The 20934-nt window shown below is 72.3% G+C and carries 22 protein-coding genes; 12 read left to right on the forward strand and 10 right to left on the reverse strand.

What is annotated here, in order from left to right; all coding sequences use genetic code 11:
- Positions 1 to 91 precede the first annotated feature (91 nt).
- A complete protein-coding gene (locus ACFQGL_RS31055) occupies positions 92 to 754 on the forward strand; it encodes an acVLRF1 family peptidyl-tRNA hydrolase (protein WP_377516214.1) in 663 nt (220 codons plus the stop codon).
- 90 nt (positions 755 to 844) lie between these two features.
- A complete protein-coding gene (locus ACFQGL_RS31060) occupies positions 845 to 1144 on the forward strand; it encodes a muconolactone Delta-isomerase family protein (protein ID WP_377516215.1) in 300 nt (99 codons plus the stop codon).
- A gap of 130 nt (positions 1145 to 1274) precedes the next feature.
- On the opposite strand, the gene ACFQGL_RS31065 is transcribed toward ACFQGL_RS31060, so the two are convergent.
- Positions 1275 to 2267 carry a DUF6454 family protein gene (locus tag ACFQGL_RS31065; RefSeq protein ID WP_377516216.1) on the reverse strand — a complete coding sequence of 331 codons (993 nt, stop codon included), beginning with the start codon at positions 2265 to 2267 and terminating at the stop codon, positions 1275 to 1277.
- A gap of 161 nt (positions 2268 to 2428) precedes the next feature.
- The gene (gene ypfJ / locus ACFQGL_RS31070) at positions 2429 to 3349 is read right to left on the reverse strand and encodes a KPN_02809 family neutral zinc metallopeptidase (RefSeq protein ID WP_377516217.1); all 921 of its coding nucleotides are present in this window, start codon (positions 3347 to 3349) and stop codon (positions 2429 to 2431) included.
- 262 nt (positions 3350 to 3611) lie between these two features.
- Here ypfJ and ACFQGL_RS31075 point away from each other — a divergent pair, with 262 nt between their 5' ends.
- Entirely contained in the window at positions 3612 to 5216 is a 1605-nt protein-coding gene (locus ACFQGL_RS31075) for an ABC-F family ATP-binding cassette domain-containing protein (protein WP_377516219.1), read from the forward strand.
- Between the two features lie 9 nt (positions 5217 to 5225).
- Here ACFQGL_RS31075 and ACFQGL_RS31080 read toward each other — a convergent pair whose 3' ends face one another.
- Positions 5226 to 5825, reverse strand: a complete 600-nt coding sequence (locus tag ACFQGL_RS31080; RefSeq protein WP_377516220.1) for a cadmium resistance transporter — start codon at positions 5823 to 5825, stop codon at positions 5226 to 5228.
- A gap of 234 nt (positions 5826 to 6059) precedes the next feature.
- Between ACFQGL_RS31080 and ACFQGL_RS31085 the strand changes: the two genes are divergently transcribed.
- The 3 genes from ACFQGL_RS31085 to ACFQGL_RS31095 all read left to right on the forward strand — a co-directional run bounded on the left by ACFQGL_RS31085 (position 6060) and on the right by ACFQGL_RS31095 (position 9192).
- Positions 6060 to 6287: a helix-turn-helix domain-containing protein gene (locus ACFQGL_RS31085; protein ID WP_007462679.1), complete on the forward strand. Its 228-nt coding sequence runs from the start codon at positions 6060 to 6062 to the stop codon at positions 6285 to 6287.
- Between the two features lie 46 nt (positions 6288 to 6333).
- On the forward strand, positions 6334 to 7101 hold the full coding sequence (locus tag ACFQGL_RS31090) for an enoyl-CoA hydratase/isomerase family protein (protein ID WP_377516221.1): 768 nt from the start codon (positions 6334 to 6336) through the stop codon (positions 7099 to 7101).
- 114 nt (positions 7102 to 7215) lie between these two features.
- Entirely contained in the window at positions 7216 to 9192 is a 1977-nt protein-coding gene (locus ACFQGL_RS31095; RefSeq protein ID WP_377516241.1) for an ABC transporter ATP-binding protein, read from the forward strand.
- A 48-nt stretch (positions 9193 to 9240) separates the two neighbouring features.
- Here the strand turns inward: ACFQGL_RS31095 and mug are convergent, their stop codons facing one another.
- The 6 genes from mug to ACFQGL_RS31125 form a co-directional block, all read right to left on the reverse strand.
- Positions 9241 to 9816: a G/U mismatch-specific DNA glycosylase gene (mug, locus tag ACFQGL_RS31100; protein ID WP_377516222.1), complete on the reverse strand. Its 576-nt coding sequence runs from the start codon at positions 9814 to 9816 to the stop codon at positions 9241 to 9243.
- A complete protein-coding gene (locus tag ACFQGL_RS31105) occupies positions 9813 to 10574 on the reverse strand; it encodes an SDR family oxidoreductase (protein ID WP_377516223.1) in 762 nt (253 codons plus the stop codon). Before ACFQGL_RS31105 ends, mug begins: the two co-directional genes overlap by 4 nt.
- Positions 10559 to 11128, reverse strand: a complete 570-nt coding sequence (locus tag ACFQGL_RS31110) for an SCO6045 C-terminal-like domain-containing protein (protein ID WP_377516224.1) — start codon at positions 11126 to 11128, stop codon at positions 10559 to 10561. Before ACFQGL_RS31110 ends, ACFQGL_RS31105 begins: the two co-directional genes overlap by 16 nt.
- Positions 11125 to 11943 carry an MbnB/TglH/ChrH family RiPP precursor modification enzyme gene (locus ACFQGL_RS31115; protein ID WP_377516225.1) on the reverse strand — a complete coding sequence of 273 codons (819 nt, stop codon included), beginning with the start codon at positions 11941 to 11943 and terminating at the stop codon, positions 11125 to 11127. Before ACFQGL_RS31115 ends, ACFQGL_RS31110 begins: the two co-directional genes overlap by 4 nt.
- Entirely contained in the window at positions 11940 to 12869 is a 930-nt protein-coding gene (locus ACFQGL_RS31120) for a TIGR04222 domain-containing membrane protein (protein WP_377516226.1), read from the reverse strand. The genes ACFQGL_RS31115 and ACFQGL_RS31120 overlap by 4 nt, the downstream gene beginning before the upstream one ends.
- Positions 12870 to 12950: 81 nt before the next feature.
- Complete coding sequence (locus ACFQGL_RS31125) at positions 12951 to 13523, reverse strand: TetR/AcrR family transcriptional regulator (RefSeq protein ID WP_377516227.1); 573 nt, start codon at positions 13521 to 13523, stop codon at positions 12951 to 12953.
- 90 nt (positions 13524 to 13613) lie between these two features.
- On the opposite strand from ACFQGL_RS31125, the gene ACFQGL_RS31130 reads away from it, so the two are divergent.
- The 3 genes from ACFQGL_RS31130 to ACFQGL_RS31140 all read left to right on the forward strand — a co-directional run bounded on the left by ACFQGL_RS31130 (position 13614) and on the right by ACFQGL_RS31140 (position 16342).
- On the forward strand, positions 13614 to 14477 hold the full coding sequence (locus ACFQGL_RS31130; protein WP_377516228.1) for a carbon-nitrogen hydrolase family protein: 864 nt from the start codon (positions 13614 to 13616) through the stop codon (positions 14475 to 14477).
- Between the two features lie 65 nt (positions 14478 to 14542).
- A complete protein-coding gene (locus ACFQGL_RS31135; RefSeq protein ID WP_377516229.1) occupies positions 14543 to 15187 on the forward strand; it encodes an HAD family hydrolase in 645 nt (214 codons plus the stop codon).
- Between the two features lie 219 nt (positions 15188 to 15406).
- Complete coding sequence (locus ACFQGL_RS31140; RefSeq protein WP_377516230.1) at positions 15407 to 16342, forward strand: serine protein kinase RIO; 936 nt, start codon at positions 15407 to 15409, stop codon at positions 16340 to 16342.
- A 46-nt stretch (positions 16343 to 16388) separates the two neighbouring features.
- Here ACFQGL_RS31140 and ACFQGL_RS31145 read toward each other — a convergent pair whose 3' ends face one another.
- A complete protein-coding gene (locus tag ACFQGL_RS31145) occupies positions 16389 to 16637 on the reverse strand; it encodes a DUF2630 family protein (RefSeq protein ID WP_377516231.1) in 249 nt (82 codons plus the stop codon).
- Positions 16638 to 16976: 339 nt separating this feature from the next.
- On the opposite strand from ACFQGL_RS31145, the gene ACFQGL_RS31150 reads away from it, so the two are divergent.
- Genes ACFQGL_RS31150 through ACFQGL_RS31160 form a run of 3 tightly spaced genes read left to right on the forward strand, consistent with a single transcriptional unit; the run spans position 16977 to position 20868 of the window.
- On the forward strand, positions 16977 to 18362 hold the full coding sequence (locus ACFQGL_RS31150; RefSeq protein ID WP_377516232.1) for a cytochrome P450: 1386 nt from the start codon (positions 16977 to 16979) through the stop codon (positions 18360 to 18362).
- Positions 18359 to 19270: a terpene synthase family protein gene (locus ACFQGL_RS31155; protein WP_377516233.1), complete on the forward strand. Its 912-nt coding sequence runs from the start codon at positions 18359 to 18361 to the stop codon at positions 19268 to 19270. Before ACFQGL_RS31150 ends, ACFQGL_RS31155 begins: the two co-directional genes overlap by 4 nt.
- On the forward strand, positions 19267 to 20868 hold the full coding sequence (locus ACFQGL_RS31160) for a prenyltransferase/squalene oxidase repeat-containing protein (RefSeq protein WP_377516234.1): 1602 nt from the start codon (positions 19267 to 19269) through the stop codon (positions 20866 to 20868). Before ACFQGL_RS31155 ends, ACFQGL_RS31160 begins: the two co-directional genes overlap by 4 nt.
- Positions 20869 to 20934 lie beyond the last annotated feature (66 nt).

A 20934-nucleotide genomic window follows, 5' to 3' on the forward strand; every position in this document is an offset into this window, starting at 1 on the left:
GGGGGGGGGGGGGGGGGGGGGGGGGGGGGGGGGGGGGGGGGGGGGGGGGGGGGGGGGGGGGGGGGGGGGGTGGTGTCGTAGGTTTGGGGGTATGTCGAGTCGACCTGCTGCCGGGGGTGGTCGGTGGGTGGAGGTCGATCCGACACGGCTTGGGCGCTGGGTCGAGGGCTTCGCCGACCGGCACGGCCCGCCCACCACCACCGCGCGGGAGTACGGACTGCTGCTCGCCGCCCCGGACGGGGCCACCGCCGAGCTGTACGCCCCACCCGGGTCGCCGGCCACCGTCGACCTGACCGGGTTCGTGGCCGCCGCTGGCACACCCCGCCGGATCGGCCTGTTGCTGGCCCGCAAGGGCGCGGTGGCGGTCGGTGTGGCCGAGGGCGCCGAACTGGTCGTCTCCAAGGTGGACACCCGGTACGTGCAGGGGCGCACCGCTGCGGGTGGATGGTCCCAGCAGCGGTTCGCCCGTCGGCGTGACAACCAGGCCAAGGCCGCGCTCGGTGACGCGGCGGAGTTGGCCGTACGGCTGCTGTTGCCGGAGGCCGCGAAGCTGGCGGCGGTGGTCTGTGGCGGTGACCGGCGGGCGGTGGACACGGTGCTGGCCGACCGGCGGTTGGCGCCGCTGGTGCCCCTTCGTGCCGAGCGGTTGCTCGAGGTGCCGGAGCCTCGGCACGCGGTGCTGGTCGCCTCGGTTGGCGCGGCCCGTGCGGTACGGATCCGACTCCGCGACCCAGCACCCGAGCTCGCCGGCTGACCGCGGCGGTCGGCGGTGGCGGACCGGCGACCGCGCCGCGAAATGCGAGTTCACAGGGCGTTTGCGCAGCCACGATCGGAGTATGGGGACGTGGAGTTCTTCGTTGACATGGTGACGACGGTGCCCGAGGGCACGTCGGAGGACGAGGTCGCCGACATGCGCACGCGTGAGGCGGCGCGCTCGGCCCAGCTGACGGCGCAGGGCAACCTCCTGCGCCTGTGGCGGCCGCCGCTCGCGCCGGGGGAGTGGCGTACCTGGGGGCTCTTCCGTGCCGACGACGCGGACCAACTGGAGACGGTCCTGGCCTCGATGCCGTTGCGTGCCTGGCGGCGCGAGACCGTCACTCCGTTGACACCCCATCCGAACGACCCGGGTCCGCCGGCTCGCTGACCGGTGTCGTTCCTCCACTACCAGGTGTCGCGGCTCGGCTGACCGGGTCGACACGACACGGCAGCCCTCGGCCGTGCCGCCCCGTCCACGGGGAGAGACTGGCCGAGGGCTGCCCACGGGCACCGGCGGGCTACGGAGCGACCGTCGCCTGGTAGGTCAGGATCTCGGTGCCGTTGCCCTCGTCGCCGTTGTCCGGCGCGGCCCACATCGTCAGGCGGTTGCCGTCGGCGGCGAGCTTGACCGGGTTGCGGGTGGCCACGTGCCCGGCGGTGGACCACTGCTGGAAGGGCACCTCACGGAGTACGTCGTGGCTGTGCAGGTCGATGAGGGCCAGGCCGCCGAGCTCGTAGGTGGCCGTGGTGCCGCCGGCGGTGGGGGTCTGCGGCAGGTTGGTGACGCCACCGCAGATCATCTTGCCGTTGGGGACGTACTGGCAGTCCTGGTAGTCGATGAAGAAGTTCTCGTTGTCCCAGGTGCGCAGTTGCTTGCCGCGCAGGTTCCACTCGGCGAAGCGACGCGAACCCCAGGTGTTGCCGACGAGGTTGCCGGTGGTCTTGTCGAGGACCACACCGCCGAAGTGGTCGGTGACCTCGAACTGCTTGTGCACCCGCAGGCTGGAGGCGTCGATCCGGTAGACGATGGTGCTGCTGTTGGGTCGGTACTGCGCGACCGGCACCCAGACGTTCGTCCCGTCGAAGTCGATGCCGCCCGGGTGGTACATGTCGCCCTCGCCGAGGACGATGTCCCGTTCGAGGTTGCCCTGGCGGTCCATGACGAACAGGTGACCGATGCCCTTGCCGGGGCTGCGGTCGTACCCGTTCTGCGGGGTGGGGTACTTGACGGTCGGTTCGAGGATCTCGACCGAGGAGAGGAAGATCCGGTCACCCGCGAAGGCGATGCCCTCGGTGTGGAAGGTGGGAAAGTTCAGCTTCAGCTTGCCGGTCTGCTGCCAGGAGGTGTTGCGGTCCACGGCGCCGAAGGCGGTGGCGAGCGCGGTGTCCCGGGAGTGGCCCGCGCCGGTGTGCGCGGTCGTCGGGCCGGTGGCCTGGGCGGTGGCGGTACCGCCGAGGACCGCGGCCAGGGCCACACCTGCGGCGAGCGTCCACCTGGTGGTCGTCTTCATCAGTACCTCTTCACAGCGGGTTCCAAAGGACCAAAGGACCCGGTGAACGTAGGTGGCTGTTGTAAACGATTTCTGATGCTTTTATGTCTTCGCCCCGAAGTCGAGCTGACCGTGGTCGTGGCAGGCCCTGCACGGGGCCTGCCACGACGTGGAACGTGCGGTCAGAGCTGGTCGGTGCCGAAGGTGTCGCAGCCCTTCGGGTCGCCGCGGTCGTAGCCCTGCTTGAACCAGCGCTGCCGCTGCTCGGAGGTGCCGTGGGTGAACTGGTCGGGGTTGATCTGCCCGCCGGAACGCTTCTGGATGGTGTCGTCGCCGATCGCCTCGGCGGTCGTCACCGCGTCGCTGATGTCGCTCGGGGTGATCGACGTGAACAGCGGTTCCTGCCCGGACTTGTCCTTGCTCTCGGTCGCGTGCTTGGCCCAGGAGCCCGCGTAGCAGTCGGCCTGCAGTTCCAGTCGTACCGAGGCCGAGCGGGGGCCACTCTGCTCGCCCTGGCCGGCCCGCTCGTTGGTGCCGAGCAGGTTCTGGATGTGGTGGCCGTACTCGTGGGCGAGCACGTACGGCTGGGCGAACTCGCCCTTGGCGCCGAACCGGGTGGCCAACTCGTCGTAGAAGCTCAGGTCGATGTAGACGTGCTTGTCGGCCGGGCAGTAGAACGGGCCGACACCCGAATCGGCCTGCCCGCAGCCGGTGTTCACCGCGGCCTGGAAGAAGTTGGTGTCGGTGGGCTCGTATTTGCCGCTGCCCAGCTCCGGGTACGCCTGCTGCCAGAAGGCCTGGATGCTGTTGACGTAGAGCGCGTTGCGGCAGCGCAGGTCGTCGAGGTGCTCGGGGTTGTCGCGTGAGCACAACTGCTCCAGGTCGGTGCCGCCGGTCTGACCGCCCTCGTCGCCGTCGGTCATGGCGTTGAGGCCGAAGCCCCCGCCGGCCAACGCGATGAGTACGGCCACCACGATGCCGATGATGCCGCCCCGGCCGCCGCCACCGGGGATCGGGATGCCGATGCCACCGCCGGATCCGCCACCCCGGCCCACGTCGTTGACCTGCGAGGTGTCGATTTCGGCCCGCTCGTTGAGTTCCATGCTGACCCCGATCGCCGTATGTCCGTCACTGTGTCGTCTGGTGCGTTGCGTCGCCTGAATGCCGGACCGGGTCCGGTTAGCGTTTCCGGTACCCGATGATCTTGATGGGTAATCCGGGCAAGCTGCCCAGCGGCGCCCGGTACACTGGTTGGGTGCTGCGCTGCGAAGGCTGAACCGCCCCGCGCCGTCGGGCCACTGAGCCCGCCGGCCGTTTCGCGTGCCCCGAGTCAGCCTTCAGACCCCGAGAGCGAGCCCCGACGAAATGATCACTGCCACCGGCCTGGAACTTCGTGCCGGCGCCCGGATCCTGCTGTCCGACACCACCCTGCGCGTGCAGCCCGGTGACCGGATCGGCCTGGTCGGTCGCAACGGCGCCGGCAAGACCACCACGCTGAAGGTGCTCGCCGGTGAGGGGCAGCCGTACGCCGGGCAGATCGACCAGCGCAGCGCCATCGGATACCTGCCGCAGGACCCGCGTACCGGCGACCTGGAGGTGACCGGCCGCGACCGGGTGCTCTCCGCCCGCGGCCTGGACGTGCTGATGGCCCAGATGGCCGAGATCGAGGCCAAGCTGGCCGAGGACGCCGACGAGAAGCTGGTTCGCCGCTACGGCGCGTTGGAGGACCAGTTCGCGTCCCTGGGTGGCTACGCCGCCGAGGCCGAGGCCGCCCGGATCTGCGCCAACCTCGGCCTGCCGGACCGCGCCCTCGCCCAGACCATCGGCACCCTCTCCGGCGGTCAGCGCCGACGCATCGAGCTGGCCCGGATCCTGTTCCGCGACGCCGGCGAGAACGGCGGCGGCATCCTGCTGCTGGACGAGCCGACCAACCACCTCGACGCCGACTCGATCACCTGGCTGCGCAGCTTCCTCGCCAACCACAAGGGCGGCCTGATCGTGATCTCCCACGATGGGGCGCTGCTGGAGTCGGTGGTCAACAAGGTCTGGTTCCTGGACGCGACCCGTTCCGTGGTCGACGTCTACAACCTGGGTTGGAAGGCGTACCTGGAGGCGCGGGAGACCGACGAGCGGCGCCGCCGCCGGGAGCGGGCCAACGCCGAGAAGAAGGCCGGCGCGCTGATGGCGCAGGCCGACAAGATGCGGGCCAAGGCCACCAAGACCGTCGCCGCGCAGAACATGGCCCGCCGTGCCGAGAAGCTGATCTCGGGCCTGGAGGAGGTACGGGTCTCCGACAAGGTCGCCAAGGTGCGCTTCCCCAGCCCCGCGCCGTGCGGCAAGACGCCGCTCACCGCGAGCGGCCTCTCCAAGTCGTACGGCTCGTTGGAAATCTTCACCGACGTCAACGTGGCCGTCGACCGGGGTTCCCGGGTGGCCATCCTCGGCCTCAACGGCGCCGGCAAGACGACCCTGCTGCGGATGCTCGGCGGCCTGTTGACGCCGGACACCGGTGAGGTGCACGCCGGGCACGGGCTGCGGCTGGGCTACTACGCCCAGGAGCACGAGACCCTGGACGTGACCCGGACGGTGCTGGAGAACATGCGCGCCGCCGCCATCGAGCAGTCCGACACCGACCTGCGCAAGATCCTGGGCGCGTTCCTCTTCTCCGGCGACGACGTTAACAAGCCGGCGGGGGTGCTCTCCGGTGGCGAGAAGACCCGGCTGGCCCTGTCGACGCTGGTCTGCTCCGGCGCCAACGTGCTGCTGCTGGACGAGCCGACGAACAACCTCGACCCGGTCAGCCGGGAGCAGGTGCTCGACGCCATCGCCAATTACCCGGGCGCGATCGTGCTGGTCACGCACGACCCGGGCGCGGTGCTCGCGCTCAAGCCGGACCGCGCCATCCTGCTGCCCGACGGCGACGAGGACGCCTGGAGCGACGACCTGCTCGAGCTGGTCGAGCTGGCCTGAGGGCGGTCCTCAGCCGAGCAGCTCGACCAGTCGGCCGAGCACCCCGGAGCTGACCAGGATCACCACCCCGATACCGACGAAGATCGCCGGCACCAGCCAGTGGCCGGCGCGCTCAACCAGCCGGACCACCCTGGGGTGCCCGCCCAGCCACGCCCCGGCGGCGCACCACAGCGCGATGAGCAGCACGAAGACCAGCAGGAAGATCGCGCTGTCGCCCGGGCCGAGGGCCCGGAACACGGGTACGTAGACAGCCACGTTGTCGGCGCCGTTCGCGATCGTCACCCCGGCCACGCCGAGCGTCGAGGCCACCACGGCGGGAGCCTCGTCGTCGTCGTGGCGTACCAGGGCCCGGACGCCGAGCGCGATCGGCAGCAGCCCGAGCAGGCCGGTCCACGGATCGGGCACCACCAGCAGGCCGGTGGCGACCACCACGCTGGCCGCCGCCAACGCGCCGATGCCCAGGTATTGGCCGGCCACGATCTGCCAGGGCCGGGGTCGGCCGGTGCGGCGGGCGGTGACGAAGAACAGGGTCAGGATGACGATGTCGTCGATGTCGGTGGCGGCGAACACTGTGGCCGCTGCGGCCGCGGTGCCGAGGAGGTCGATCACGCCCGCAGGGTACGGGTGGTCGACGCGTGCCGCCGCCGGGCGGTGGCACGCCCGGTCGCCGTGGCGCGATCGGACGGTGCGGCGGGGCCGGTCGTCAGGATCACTCTATCGGGAAGCTGACATTGCATAGCGTGTCGGTTGGCGAAGAGTTGATATCTGGCGCATGATCGTTCGAGGCGGTCTAATAGGTGGGACCGTATCCGAACCGCACAGTCTGGGACGTGAGGACACAGCATGGCAGCCACTGGCACAGCCACCAGCACTGAGAAGGGTCGCCGGATCGTCGGAGCCGAGCGTCAGACGCTCGCGAAGGACCTGGTAAAGCGGTACACCTCGGGCGAGAGCATCCGGGCGCTGGCGGCCTCGACCGGCCGTTCCTACGGATTCATCCACCGAGTGCTCACCGAGTCCGGGGTGCAGCTGCGTCAGCGCGGCGGTGCCCGGCGCCGCAAGAAGGCGTGACCCACCGCTCAGCGTCGTCGACCAGCGCCGCGCCCCGGGCCGCCCGGTGACCGCCGAGGCGACCGGGGTTCGGCTGACCTGCGACGGGCCGGTTGCCACGGTGACGTTGTGCCGGCCCGACGTGCTCAATGCCCAGACGCCTGCGATGTGGCGCGCGATGAGCGACTTCTCCCGCGACCTGCCGGGCGACGTGCGTGTGGTGGTGGTCCGTGGTGAGGGGCGTGCGTTCTCTGCCGGCCTCGACCTCGCGGCCGCCGGCGCTTCCGGCCCGGGATCCTTCGCCGAGCTGGCCACGCTGACCGAGCAGGAGTGCGCGGACCAGATCGCCGAGTTCCAGGCCGGCTTCACCTGGCTGCACCGGCCGGACGTCATCTCGGTGGCGGCCGTGCAGGGCCACGCGATCGGTGCTGGTTTCCAACTCGCGCTCGCCTGTGACCTGCGGGTCCTGGCCGCCGACGCGAAGCTGTCGATGGCCGAGGTGGCGCTCGGGCTGGTCCCCGACCTGGCCGGCACGAAACGCCTCGTCGAGCTGGTCGGCTATTCGCGGGCGCTGGAGATCTGCGCGACCGGCCGTCGGTTGGATGCCGCCGAGGCGGACCGGATCGGGCTGGCCACTCTTGTCGTACCGCCCGCGGAGCTGGACGGCGCGGTCCGCGACCTGACCGCCGGTCTGCTGGCCGGAAACCGGGACGCCGTGGTGGAGATCAAGGCGTTGCTCGCCGCTGCCGGCGGGCGGTCACACGCCGACCAGCAGCGCGCCGAGCGGGAGGCACAGACCCGCCGGCTGCGTGATCTGGCCGGTCGGGGAGAGTAGTAAGGACCGCACGGGAAGATCCGGGTTACGACCAAGGTTGTCAGAGTCGTCGGGAGAATTGACCTGACGGTGCGGTCTACCCGACGACCCGGAGGTGCAGCGGTGTCCAACCACATGTCGAGCGGTGGCATGGCCGGGTGGAGCATGCTCCGGTCGATGCGCAACCGCGACGAGGTCTCCGGCCACCGGCTGCAGCGCGGGGTCGCCCGGCGGATCGTGGCGTTCGCCCAGCCCTACCGGCGCGACATCATCGTCTTCCTGGCCACCGTCGTGCTGGCCGCCATCATCGGCGTCGCCACCCCGGTGCTCGCCGGTGACGTGATCAACGCGATCAACCGGGGCGGCACCGAAGCCGGTCGGCTCGTGGTCCGGCTGGCCCTGTTCATCGCCGCCCTGGCGGTCGCCGACGCGCTGCTCTCGCTGGCCCAGCGGTGGTACTCCGCCCGGATCGGCGAGGGCATCATCCTCGACCTGCGCACCCGGGTCTACGACCACGTGCAGCGGATGCCGTTGCAGTTCTTCACCCGTACCCAGACCGGTGCACTGGTCAGCCGGCTCAACAACGACGTGCTCGGGGCCCAGCGGGCGTTCACGTCCACCCTGTCCGGGGTGGTCAGCAACGTCATCCAACTGGTGCTCACCGCCGCGGTGATGTTCACGCTGTCCTGGCAGATCACCGCGCTCTCGCTGGTGCTGCTGCCGATCTTCATCATTCCGGCCCGTCGGGTCGGCCGCCGGCTGGCCGACATCACCCGTGAGGCGTACAACCTCGACGCCAAGATGAGCGCGACCATGACCGAGCGCTTCGGGGTGGCCGGCGCGCTGCTGGTGAAGCTGTTCGGCCAGCCCGACATCGAGGCCCGCCGGTTCGCCGGGCGGGCCGAACGGGTACGCGACATCGGCATCCAGTCCGCCATGTACTCGCGTACCTTCTTCGTGGCGATGCTGCTGGTCGCGTCGCTGGCCCAGGCGCTCACCTACGGCCTCGGTGGCTGGCTCGCGGTGACCGGCGGCGTCAGCGCCGGCACCGTGGTGACCCTCGCGCTGCTGCTGACCCGCCTGTACGGCCCGCTCACCGCGCTCTCCAACGTCCGGGTCGACGTGATGAGCGCGCTGGTCTCCTTCGACCGGGTCTTCGAGGTGCTCGACCTGGCGCCGGGGATCGTGGAGAAGCCCGACGCGGTGCCGGTGCCCCCACGCAACGGTCGGGTCGACTTCCGCGACGTCCGGTTCCGCTACCCGAGCGCGGCCGAGATCTCCCTCGCCTCGCTGGAGGAGGTCGCCACGCTCGACCGGACCATCAACGAGCCGGTGCTCAAGGGGGTCTCGTTCAGCGTCGAGCCGGGGCAGATGGTCGCCCTGGTCGGCCCGTCCGGTGCGGGCAAGTCGACGCTGTCCATGCTGGTCTCCCGCATCTACGACGTCACCGACGGGCAGGTGCTGGTCGGTGGGGTCGACGTGCGCGACGCCACCCTCGCGTCCCTGCGCGACGAGATCGGCGTGGTCACCCAGGATTCGCACCTGTTCCACGAGACGATCGCCGAGAACCTTCGGTACGCCAAGCCGGACGCCACCGACGACGAGATCTGGGCCGCGCTGGCCGGCGCGCAGGTCGCCGATCTGGTCCGGTCGCTGCCGGACGGGCTGGACACCACCGTGGGGGAGCGCGGCTACCGGTTCTCCGGTGGCGAGAAGCAGCGCATCGCCATCGCCCGGCTGCTGCTCAAGGCACCGTCGATCGTGATCCTCGACGAGGCGACCGCACACCTCGACTCGGAGAGCGAGGCGGCGGTGCAGCGAGCGTTGTCCGTGGCGCTGGCCGGGCGTACCGCGCTGGTGATCGCGCACCGGCTCTCCACCGTGCGGGACGCCGACCAGATCCTGGTCCTGGACGGCGGTCGGATCGTCGAGCGGGGGCGGCACGACGAGTTGGTCGCGGTCGGCGGGCTCTACGCCGAGCTGTACCGGACCCAGTTCGCGGTCGCCGACTCGCCCGCCCCGTTCGTGGACGCGACCGGCCCCGAGCCGGTGGGCATCCCGCTGGGCAGCTACGTCGCCGACGAGGCTCTGCCACCGGCCGCGGCGAACTGACCCGCGGAGCAGGTCGGGTCGACCGGACGGGCGGGGCGGCTCGCGTGGTCAGGCCGGGCGACGGTCCGGCAGACCGGTCGCCACCCGGAGCTCGGCGAACGCGGCACCCAGGGTCACCGCCGTGAAGTGTGCGTTCAGGCCACTCGGGTTGGGCAGCACCCACAGCCGGGCTCCGGCCAGCGGCTCGGGCTGCGGCCCAAAGGTGGCCTTGGGTCGACCGAACCCGATCCGGTACGCGGTCACCCCCACCACCGCCACCCAGCGCGGCCGGTGCCGGGCCACCGTACTGGTCAGGAGCCGGGCACCGTCGAGGAGTTCCCCGGCGGTCAGCTCGTCGGCGCGGGCGCTGGCCCGGGCGGCCATGTTGGTGATGCCGAGACCGAGGGCGGGCAACTCGTCCTGCTCGCTCGGATGCAGCAGCCGAGGGGTGAAACCGCCCAGGTGCAGCGCCGGCCAGAACCGGTTGCCGGGCCGGGCGAAGTGCCAACCGGTCGCGGCCGACCAGAGTCCCGGGTTGATGCCGACGAAGAGCACCGCGAGCCCTTCCCCGAGCACGTCGGGGATGGTTCGGTCGGTGGCGGCAGCCAGCTCCGCCCGGGTCGGTCGGGGATGGCCGGCTGTCACAGCCCGCGCAGCGCGCCGCCGTCGACCGGCACGGTGAGGCCGGTCAGGTAGCTCGCGGCGGGGGAGAGCACGAAGGCGGCGACCCGTCCGAACTCGGCCGGGTCACCGATGCGGCGCAGCGGGATGCCCGCCTCGGCCTCGACGCGGGCCCGCTCCGGGTCGCCGCTGGCGGCGAAGAGTTCCCGGTTGCGGTCGGTCATGATCCGGCCGGGCAGCAGACCGACCACGCGTACCCCGCGCGGACCGAAGTCGTCGGCCACGTCCTTGGCGACGCCGACCAGACCCGGTCGCAGGCCGTTGGAGATGCCGAGGCCGGGCACGGGGCCACGGGCCGACGTGGAGAGCACCAGCCCGATCGCGCCGCCCTCGGTGAGTGCGCCGGCGACCGTCCGTACGGCGCGAACGGTGCCCAGGAAGACCGTCTCGAAGGACTGCCGCCACTGCTCGTCGCTGACCGACGCGGCGTTGCCCGGTGGCGGGCCGCCGACCGAGATGAGTGCGCCGTCGAGCCGGCCGAAGTGCTCCCGGGCCGCCGCGACCAACTGCTCGGGGGTATCCGGGTCGGCCAGGTCGGCGGTCAGCCCGATCGCCCGCTCCGGACCGCCCAGCTGCTGCGCGGCGCTGGCGACGGCGTCCGCGTCGCGGGCCGAGAGCACCACCCGGGCCCCGTCGGCGACCAGGCACTGCGCCGTGGCGTAGCCCAGCCCTCGGGAGGCTCCGGTGAGGACGTACACCCGATCGGTCAGTCCGAGATCCATGCTGCCGATCTTGCCGTATCCGGTGGGCCGTCGCCACCGACGGCACGTTGTGGTGCCGGTGGGCGCGGCGCGGGGCGCAGCAGACGTACCCGGCCGGCGATCTGTACCGCGACGGCGCCGCCGGCCCGGCCCACCGCCGGCAGCCGGCGCGGACGCGGCGCCTGCCGCCCGTCGTAGCGCAGGCTCGCCTCCCGGGCGGCCAACTCCTCGGCACCCGCTGGCGGAAGCGCGCCCCGCTCGCGCAGTACCCGGGCCAGGTCCCAGCCGTCGCGGAGCGACCCGCTGGGAGGCCGACCGCCCGCCCAGCCGGCGAAGGTCGCCGTCCAGTCGGTGCCGAGGCCGGCGGCGAGCAGCGGCCAGTGTCGGGCCACCTCACCGGCCCGCTTGCGCAGCAGCGCCGCCCGGGTGGCGGCCAGCGGCGCCGGTGCGAACCCCGGCGGTGGTGGGCCCCCGGCGACCAGCGCCGCGACCAGCATGGCCTGCCGCTCGGCGAGCCCCACCTGGTGGCCGGTCGGTTCCTGACCAGCGTCGGCGGGCGGTGGCGGGCCGGTCATGTCACGGCCGGGAAGCCCGCGGCGGCGGCCAGGGCGTCCAGTTCGGCGCGGAGCTCGGCCGCTGGCGGATAGCCGCCGTCGCGCTCCAGGAGCAGCGCCGGCGGTCGCTGCCGGGCACAGAGCGCGGACACCAGCTCCAGCACCGCCGGCGGTATCGGATCGGTGTGCGTGTCGTGGTAGAAACCGCCGTGTTCGGCGCCGCCGGCCACGTGCGCGTACGCGACCCGGTCCAGCGGCAGCCGGTCGAGCAGCGCGAGCGGGTCGGTGCCCCGGTTGCGGGCGTTGGCGTGCACGTTGGCCACGTCCAACAGCAGCAGCGCCCCGGTCCGCTCCAGGATCTCGGTGAGGAAGTCCGCCTCGTCCAGCTCGTCGTCGGGCCAGTCGACCAGCGCGGCGATCGGCTCCAGCGCGATGGGCACCGGCAGTTCGGCCTGGGCGCGGGCCACGTTGGCGCAGACCGCGTCCACCGCCTCCCGGCTGCGCGGCAGCGGCAGCAGGTGCCCGGCCTCCACGCCGCCGGCCCGGACGAACGCGATGTGCTCGCTGACCAGCGGGGCGTCGACGCGCTGCGCCACCGCGGCCAGGTGGGCGACCCGGGCCGGGTCGACCGGCTCCGCGCCGCCGAGGGAGAGCCGAACACCGTGCGGTACGACGGTCACCGCGCGCTCGCGCAGCTGCGCCAGACCCGACGGCAGCGGCCCGGTCGCGGACACCGACTCCGCCACCACCTCGACGAACCGCAGCCCGGGAAGCTCGGCCACGAAGCCGGCGATCTCCGGACGCCAGCCGATGCCGACCCCGGACGGCCCGGTCATCCGCCGCATCCCCCGCCGCCGCAGCCACCCCCGCCGCCGCAGGAGCTGCCTCCGCCGCAGGAGCTGCCCCCGTCGGAGCTGTCCCCGCCCGAGGATCCGTCCCCGCCGCTCGTCCAGCCGCTGCTGGCGGCGGCCTGGCGCTGGATCTCGGCCTGCTCGGCGAAGCCCGGGTCGAGTGCCCAGAGCGTGGCGGTGCCGTAGAGGGCCACGCCCATCGCCGCGCCGGCCGCGCCGTAGGTGGCGAAGGCCGGTGCGGCGGCGGGCGCCAGGTGGGTGTGCTGGCGGCGTACGTCACGCAGCGTGGCCCGACCGGCCCGGGTGTGCCGGGGCACCCGGGCCAGCAGCAGCGTGGCGCCCAGGAGCCCGATCAGGGTGAGCAGGAGGTAGCCCACCGGGTGGCCGCTGAGCAGGCCGGAGACCAGTCGGAGCGTGCCGAGGCCCAGGAGGGCGATCAGGAGTCGGGTCCAGAAGCGGGCCTGCCTGCGCCGCGTCTCGTCGGTCAGCAGCCCGCGCTGCTCCAGGCCGGTACGGAGCTGGTCGAGCGCGGTGCGTACCCGCTCGTCCTGCGGCAGGTCCCGGACCCGGGCGCGCTGGTGGGCGGCCGAGTGGATGGCCTGGTCCAGCGGGGTGAGGCCGGTCGGCGTCGTACCGATCGCGGTCAGTCGGCGATCCGGGCGTACGCCGATCGCGCCGCTGCTGCGCAGCCCGCCGAGTGCGGCGTGTACGGCGAGTTGGGGGCCACCGTTGAGGTACGCGACCTGCTGGGGCCCGAGCGGATCGAGTGTGGTGTTCCCCGGAGCGGCCAGCAGGCGGATCCGGTGGTACGCCGCGATGGCCACCACCGCGGCGGCGGCCACGAGGTAGTACCGGAGGAAGGTCGGGCCGGGGATGCCCCAGGTGTCGCCCGAAGCGGCGAGGTCGTACATCGGCTGCTCCTGTCGCCGGAGGGATCGGCGGCCCCATTGTGGAGCAGCGCCGCCACGGCCGCAGGACCGGTGCCCGTGCCGTCAGTGGCGGCGGACCGCTTCCTCCACCAGATCGAGCACCGGGCCCAGGTCACCGGCGGGTCGGCCCATCGCGAGGTGCAGCACGAGACCGTCGTAGGCCAGCTCCAGGAACTGGGCCAGCACGTCGATCGGTACGTCCTCGCGCAGCACCCCGGCGTCGCGCTGGCGGACCAGCCGGTCCCGGGTCGCCTCGGCGATGGCGGCGGACCGTTCGGCCCAGCGCTTCGCGAACGCCGGGTCGGTACGCAGCCGGCGGGACACCTCCAGCTGACTGCCGAGCCAACCGGTGGTGTCCGGGGAGACCGCCCGGGCCAGCAGGTCGCGCATCACCTGCACCAGACCGTTGCGGGCGACCGTCTCGACCATGGCCGCGGCGTCGTCCTCGGCGACGGCGAGGAACAGCGAGTCCTTGTCCCGGAAGTGGTGGAAGATGGCGCCCCGGGAGAGCCCGGTGGCCTCTTCGAGGCGGCGGACGGTCGCCCCCTCGTAGCCGTGCCGGGCGAAACACGCCCGGGCGGCGGCGAGGATCTCCTGCCGGCGCGCGTCGAGCTGGTCCTGGCTTACTCTGGGCACGCGTCGATCGTCGCAGGTCACCCCGGGTCACGCAAACCGTACGTACGGCTTGGTATGTCGGCCCTGGACCAGCACCGTTACCATCGCCCGATGATCACCCCGCCGCGCGCCGTGCCAGCCGAGCCGCTGACCGTGGCCACCGTCCAGGCCACCCCGACGCCCGGTGACGTCGCCGGCAACGCGGTCGCCGGTGCCGACCTGGTCCGCCGTGCCGGAGCGCAGGGCGCGCGGGTGGCCGTCCTACCCGAGCTCTACCTCTGTGCGTACCATCCGCCGACCCTCGCCGCCGACCCGACCGGAACCGACGTCGCGGCCGACCCGGCCGGGGTGGTCGTCGATCCTCGGCTCGACCCGCTGCGCGCCGCGGCCCGCGAGGCCGGCGTCACCGTGCTGGTCGGTGCCGCCGCACGCCATCCGGACGGCCGGCGGACCATCGCCGCGCTCGTGGTCGACCGGGCCGGCGCCGTCCGGGTCGGGTACGACAAACAGCAGCTGTGGGGCGACGAGAACGACCTGTTCAGCCCCGGCGGGCGGGGTGCCACGCTGCTCGTCGACGACTGGCGGCTCGGGTTGGGCATCTGCTACGACGGCTGTTTCCCGGAGCACGGCCGGGCCGCCGCTCTCGATGGCGCGCACGGCTACCTGTGCCCCAGCGGCTACCTGGCCGGGTCCGAGCACCGCCGGGACCTGTACTACGCCGCACGGGCGTTGGACAACACCATGTTCGTGGTCTTCGCCAACGCGGTCGGCGGCACCGACCCGTGGCGGTTCAACGGTGGCGCGGCGATCTACGACCCGCAGGGTCGTGCCCTGGCCCGGGGTGCCGACGAGGGCACCGACGTGCTGGTGGCGACGCTGGACCCGGCCGCGCTCGCGGCCACCCGGTCGGCCCACACGATGCTCGCCGACCGGCTGCCGGACCAGGGTGGCCCCCGGGTATCGCTGTCCGGTTGAGATCACTGTGCGGTTGACGCCGGCCGGACCTGTTGGCGGACACATCGGTCCCGTAGGGTGCCCGAGTGCCACTGCTCCTGCTGGACCTGGACAACACCCTGCTGGATCGGGCTGGGCCGTTCCGCCGCTGGGGTGAGCGCTTCCTGGCCGGCATCGACGCGCCCCCCACCGACATCGACTGGCTGATCTCGATCGACGCGGACGGGCTCACCGACCGCTGGGATCTGGCCGATGCCATCCGGGACCGCTACGAGCTCCGCATACCCTCGATCGACCTGGTCGAGGAGCTGCACGACGGGGTGGTGGAGCAGACCCGGCTCGACCCGCTGATCGCCTGCGCGCTGCGGATCGCCGACGACGCCGGCTGGGTGCCGGTGGTGGTCTGCAACGGCACGGTACGCGTCGAGGACGCCAAGATCCGCCGGACCGGTCTGGACCGCTACGTCGCCGACTGGGTGATCTCCGAGGAGGCCGGGGTCAGCAAGCCCAACCCGCGGATCTTCGCGCTCGCCGCGCAGCGGGTCCGGATGCCGCTGCGAGGGGCCTGGGTGGTCGGCGACAGCCCGGAGGCGGACATCGGTGGGGCGGCGGCGGTCGGGCTGCCCAGCGTCTGGCTGCACCGTGGGCGTACCTGGTCGGACACCCGCTTCGCGCCGAGCCGCACGGTGGACGGGCTGATCGCCGCGGTCGCCACCGTGCTCGCCGGCTGACGGATCGGCGGCGCGCAGCGCCCGGCGGCGCACGCTGAGCCGTCGGTCGGGCACCGGCTCGAATAATCGTTTGACCGCCGCCGGTGCGGCGGCGAGCATTGTCGGCGCATCGTGCATCCCGGGCGTGCGCCCGGTCGAGGAGAGGGGGTCGGTCATGGCCGTCTTCGCAGGTCGCTTCCAGCTGCCTTCTTCAGCCTCGACCAAGGGAACCTCACCACAGTGCGCGATCACGACCTCCCGGCGCTTGAGCGCCGGACCCGCGGCAAGAGCCGCTTTGATGACGACGAACCGCAGTTTCTGAAGCGTGGGCGGCCCACCGAGCCGCCGCCCACCGACCCGGACACCGAACCCGACCCGGACACCGGCGACCGCTGGTCGTCGTGGGACGACGCCGTGCACGGGCCCGAACCGCACCCGGCCTGGCTGGTGACCGAGCTGGCCGCCAAGGACACCGAGTTGGGTGTGCTCAAGACCGGCAAGGAGGCGGACGTCCACCTGGTCCGCCGGGCGGTGCCCGACACGGACCGGTCCTGCCTGCTGGCGGTCAAGCGGTACCGGGCCGCCGAGCATCGGCTGTTCCACCGCGACGCCGGCTATCTGGAGGGCCGTCGGGTACGCCGGTCCCGGGAGAACCGGGCGATGGCCGGCCGTACGGCCTTCGGGCGACAGATGATCGCCGGGCAGTGGGCCGCGGCCGAGTTCGACGCTCTGGCCCGGCTCTGGGAGATCGGCGCCGGCCATGACCGGATCGCCGTGCCGTACCCGGTGCAGCTGCGCGGCACCGAGCTGATGCTGGAGTTCGTCGGGGACGCCGACACCGGCGAGGCCGCGCCGCGGCTGGCCCAGATGCGGCCCGGTTCGACCGAGCTACGCGACCTGTGGGCGCAGCTCGTGGAGGCGCTGCGGGTGCTGGCCCGGGCCGGCTACGCGCACGGCGACCTGTCGCCGTACAACCTGCTCGTGCACCAGGGGCGGCTGGTCGTGATCGACCTGCCGCAGGTGGTCGACGTGGTGGCGAATCCGCAGGGGCCGGAGTTCCTGGCCCGCGACGTGCGGGTGGTCGGCGCCTGGTTCGTGGCCCGGGGGCTGCCCGCCGAGCTGGCCGAACCCGGTGCGCTGACCGGGGAGCTGCTGCGCGAGGCGGGCGTCCGCTGACCTGGACGGGTCGGGCGGCCAGTTGGGCCGCCCGACCCGCACCGGTCTACTGCAGGTAGCGCTCCACCTCGGGCTTGGGGCGTACGCCCTGGGAGTCCGGGTCGCCGTGGGTCGTACGGGCGGCCCGTCGGCGGCGCAGCAGGTCCCAGCACTGGTCGAGGGACTCCTCCAGGGCGCGCAGCCGCTCGCTGGCCTCGCCCTCGGTACCCGCCTCGTGGGCCTGGGCCTCCGCGCGCAGCTTGTGCTCCTCGTCGACCAGCTCGGTGATCCGGTTCAGGATGGTCTTGTCGTCCATGACAAGAGCCTGGCACAGGGTGCCCGGCATCGCCCGGATTCGGTCGTTCCGCCGGGCCGGCGCGTATCCTGGCGGCCCCGCATCGGCGGGTGTCAAGTGATGTTCATCACTATCGAACACTTCGGATGTCACCCGTTGGTCGCGAGCGTCGCTACCTGCGGGATCTGTGGTAGGCGCACATCCCGCCGTTCGAGTCCTTTGCTGGCGCAACCGTTGCGCGTAAAAATTTCACGTACCGCGCCTAGATGAACACGGTCGAGCGATGGCATGCTCCACGAACGCCTCACGCCGCATAGTCGTTTCGCGACGCGGAGTATCCGCAAGGGAGAGTCAGCGCCCGTGGCAGCACCTCACACCGTGCCGGTTCAGCCGCGACGAGCGGGCTCGGTCCCTCTGCGCCAGGTGGTGCCCAACCTGTTCCGCGAACCGGTCCACACCCTGGTCGACATAGGTGAGCGCTCGCAGGGCGAGGTGGTGAAGCTCAGTCTCGGGGCGTTCCGGCCCTACCTGGTCACGCGACCGGAGCATCTGCAACGGGTTCTACGCGAGAATTCCGAGAACTACGCCCGCGCCGGCGACGGCCTCCATTGGCGTCCGTTGAAGCGGTTGTTCGGCGACGGCATCCTCGGCGACGGCGAGCACTGGAGGAACGGCCGGGAAATACTCCAGCCGCTGTTCACCGCTCGGCGGATCGACTCGCTGGTGGATCGGCTCGCCGGGACGATCGAGAAGGTGGTCGACGAGTTGGACGAGCCGGCCCGGACCGGTCAGCCCGTCGACATGGGCACCGTCCAGGCCCGGATCGTCTGCTCGGCGATCATGGAGGTCCTGTTCGGCAACAAGATCTCGGTGCCGCAGGCGATGCGCCTCATCGAGGCCCAGGACGCGATCGCCTCGTCGGTGATGCCGCGGCTGCTGGTGCCGTGGGCGCCGACGAGCATGCCGATGCCCGGCGACCGGGCATTCCGTCAGGCCGTCGAACTCATCGACGACATGCTGCTCCCGATCGTCCGAGCCTCCCGCACGACGGCCGAGTCCGATGGCGACGACATCTTCGCCACGCTGTGGCGGGGCCGTACGGAGGGTGGCGCCCGGCTCAACGAGCGGCAGGTCAGGGACAACGCTGTCTCGATGATCGCCACCGCCACCGAGACGACGATCACGGTCCTGACCTGGCTCTGGCCGCACATCGCCCAGGACGAGCGGATCGCCGAACGGTTGTACGGGGAGATTGACCGTGTGGTCGGGGACGCACCGGTCCGGCGGGAGCACCTGCGCGAGCTGCGCTACACCCGGCAGGTGCTCGACGAGCTGGTGCGGCTCTATCCGATCGGCTGGCTAATGCCGCGCAGCGCGGTACGGGCCGACGTGCTCGGCGGGGTGCGCATCGAGGCCGGTGCGACCGTCGTGATCAGCCCGTTCATCACCCAGCGGATGTCGGCGTTCTGGGACCGTCCCGAGGTCTTCGACCCCGACCGCTTCGACCCCGGCCAGGCCCGCAACCGGCACCGGTACGCCCACTTCCCGTTCGGTGGTGGCCCGCACCAGTGCATCGGCATGCACCTGTTCTATCTGGAGGCGACGTTGATCGTGGCCACCCTGCTGAGCCGGTTCCGGATCCGCCTGCAGCGGCCGGCGGTGCCCGGCATCAAGTTGGCGGCGGCGCTGCGGCCTCTCGAGCGCGTCGAGGTGACCCTCGAACCGGTACGGAGAGTTCCCGCATGACCGCCGGGCTCGCGTCGCTGTCGGAGACCGGCGGCGATCAGATAGCGCTGGCCGCGGAGCAGGGCCGGATCTGTGCCCTTGCCGCAAAGGGGCAACGTGACCTGGCCGAACGTGCGGCGGCGTACCCCGACCTTTTTCCGGCGCGACCGTTCGACCCGGCGCTGTTCGGCAACGTCGCGATGGCGATCGCGTTCGGGGCGCCCTGGTGCGACCTCGCGCAGTTGCGGATCACCAACCGGGCCGTGCTCTGGGGTTTCGCGGTGGACTGGCTCGTCGACCACGAGGCGCGTACCCGCGACGAGATCGACCGGTTGCGAGCGGGCTGCCTCGCGGTCGTGGAGGGCGGGCAACCGGCGGCGGAGGACCCGCTCGGCCGCTTCCTGGCCGAGTTGCGCGACGACCTGGCCGTCGTGCCGGCGTACGAGGCCCACGGGGTGGTGTGGCGCGACGAGGTGCGGACGATGCTCGACGCCATGGCACGGGAGTGGGACTGGAAGCAGGCTGCCGCCAACGGTGTGCTGCCCACCCTGGACGAGTACCTCTCCAACGCGGCGAACCTGGCCTGCACGGTGGTCAACGTCGTGCACTGGATCCACTCCGACGACCCCGCGACGCTGGCCCACCTCGACGCGCTCGTCGCGGCCAGTGACCAGGTGCAACGGATCCTCCGGCTCGTCAACGACCTGGCCAGCTATGAACGCGACCAACGGTGGGGTGACCTCAACGCGCTGATGCTGGTGCCGGAGCGGGCCGACGTCGAGCGCGAGATCGCCGGGCTCCTGGCGCACGCCCGTGAACTGCTCGGCCCGCTGCGGAGCAGTTGCCCGTTACCGGCCGACTACCTCGCTCGGCAGATCGGCTTCAGCACCGGCTTCTACGGGTCGACCGACTTCTGGGGCACGGTGTGACCACCACACCTACCGACCGCGCCCGGGAGCTGCTCGCCGTCCTGATGCGTGACCCGGTGGGCCGGGTCACCCCGTCGGTGTACGAGACCGGCCGGGTCGTCGCCGACGCGCCGTGGCTCGGCGGGCACGACCGGCGGCTGCGGTACCTGCTGGGTGCCCAGCGCGCCGACGGCGGATGGGGTGACTCCGCCGGCTATGCCGTGGTGCCGACGGTCAGCGCGGTGGAGGCGCTGCTCGGCACGCTGCGGAGAACCCAGGAACCCTTCCCGGACGAGTTGGCCGCCGCGGCCGGCCGCGGGTTGCGCGTGCTGGCCGACTGGCTCGGGCGAGGTACGTCGCTACCGGACACACCGGCCGCCGACCTGATCGTGCCGGCCCTGGTGGAGCGGATCAACGACCACCTCACCTTCTTCGCCGCACGTCCGGGTCACCGGTTCGTCGACGGCGTCCGCGCCCTGCCCGACGTGGACCGGCGACGGCTCGACGCGGTCCACGCGCTCGTGGGCGTCGGACGGCCGGTGCCGCAGAAGCTGCTGCACGCGTTCGAGGTGCTCGGACCGGTGGCGCGGCGGCACAGCGGTGTGACCTTGGTCGCTGGTGCCGTGGGTGCCTCGCCGGCGGCCACCGCCGCCTGGATCGGCGACCCGGAGTTGCCGGGCACCGACCCGGAGGCACTGGCGTACCTGCGGGCGTCCGTCGTCCCTCTGGACGGCCCGGTGCCCTGCTGCACGCCGATCACTGTCTTCGAGCGGGCCTGGACGCTGAGCGCGCTGGTCCGTGCCGGGGTTCCGGTCCGGCCCGAACCGAGGCTCGTCGCCGAGCTGACCGCCGCGCTCGGGCCGCAGGGCACGGCGACCGGACCGGGACTACCGGCCGACGCGGACACCACCTCGGTCACCCTCTACGCCCTCGCCCGGCTCGGTCACCCGACGGACCCGGCGAGCCTGCTGCACTACGACCTCGGCTCCCACTTCTGTACCTGGCGGGGGGAGGACGGGCGGTCGGTCACCACGAACGCGCACGTGCTGGAGGCGCTCGGCTGGCACGCCCGGCACACCTCGACGGGCACGAGCCGGTACGGCACCCGTGTGGCGGCGCTGGCCCGGTGGCTCGGCGACGAGCAGCAGTCCGACGGCGCCTGGGTCGACCGCTGGCACGCCTCGCCCTACTACGCCACCTCGTCGGTCGTGTCGGCCCTCGACCGGTACGCCCCGGCCGAGATCGCCGGGCCGGCGGTGGACCGCGCCGTCGACTGGGTGGTCGCCACCCAACGGGCCGACGGGTCGTGGGGACGCTGGGCGGGGACCGTGGAGGAGACCGCGTACGCCCTGCACGTGCTGCTCGGCGTGGATGGGCCCGCCCGGCCGGGCGTAGGCGAGGCGGTCGGACGCGGGCTGCGCCACCTCGCCGATGCGGACGACCACCATCACTACCCTCCACTGTGGCATGACAAGGACCTGTACACACCCGTGTTGATCGTGCGTGCCACGATTCTGGCGGTCGGTCAGTTGGCACTGACCAGATCGGACCTGGTCAGCGACACGTGCCGGGCACCGCTCCGGCGGGACATGGCGAGCCCCATGATCAGCAGCGCTTGAGCGCGGCCTCGGACGCTGCTAGCGTGCGCCGGGTCGATGCGTGCACCATGCATTACTGACTGATCA

It is taken from the genome of Micromonospora vulcania (genome assembly GCF_042658605.1).
In the GTDB taxonomy this organism is placed as follows: domain Bacteria; phylum Actinomycetota; class Actinomycetes; order Mycobacteriales; family Micromonosporaceae; genus Micromonospora; species Micromonospora vulcania.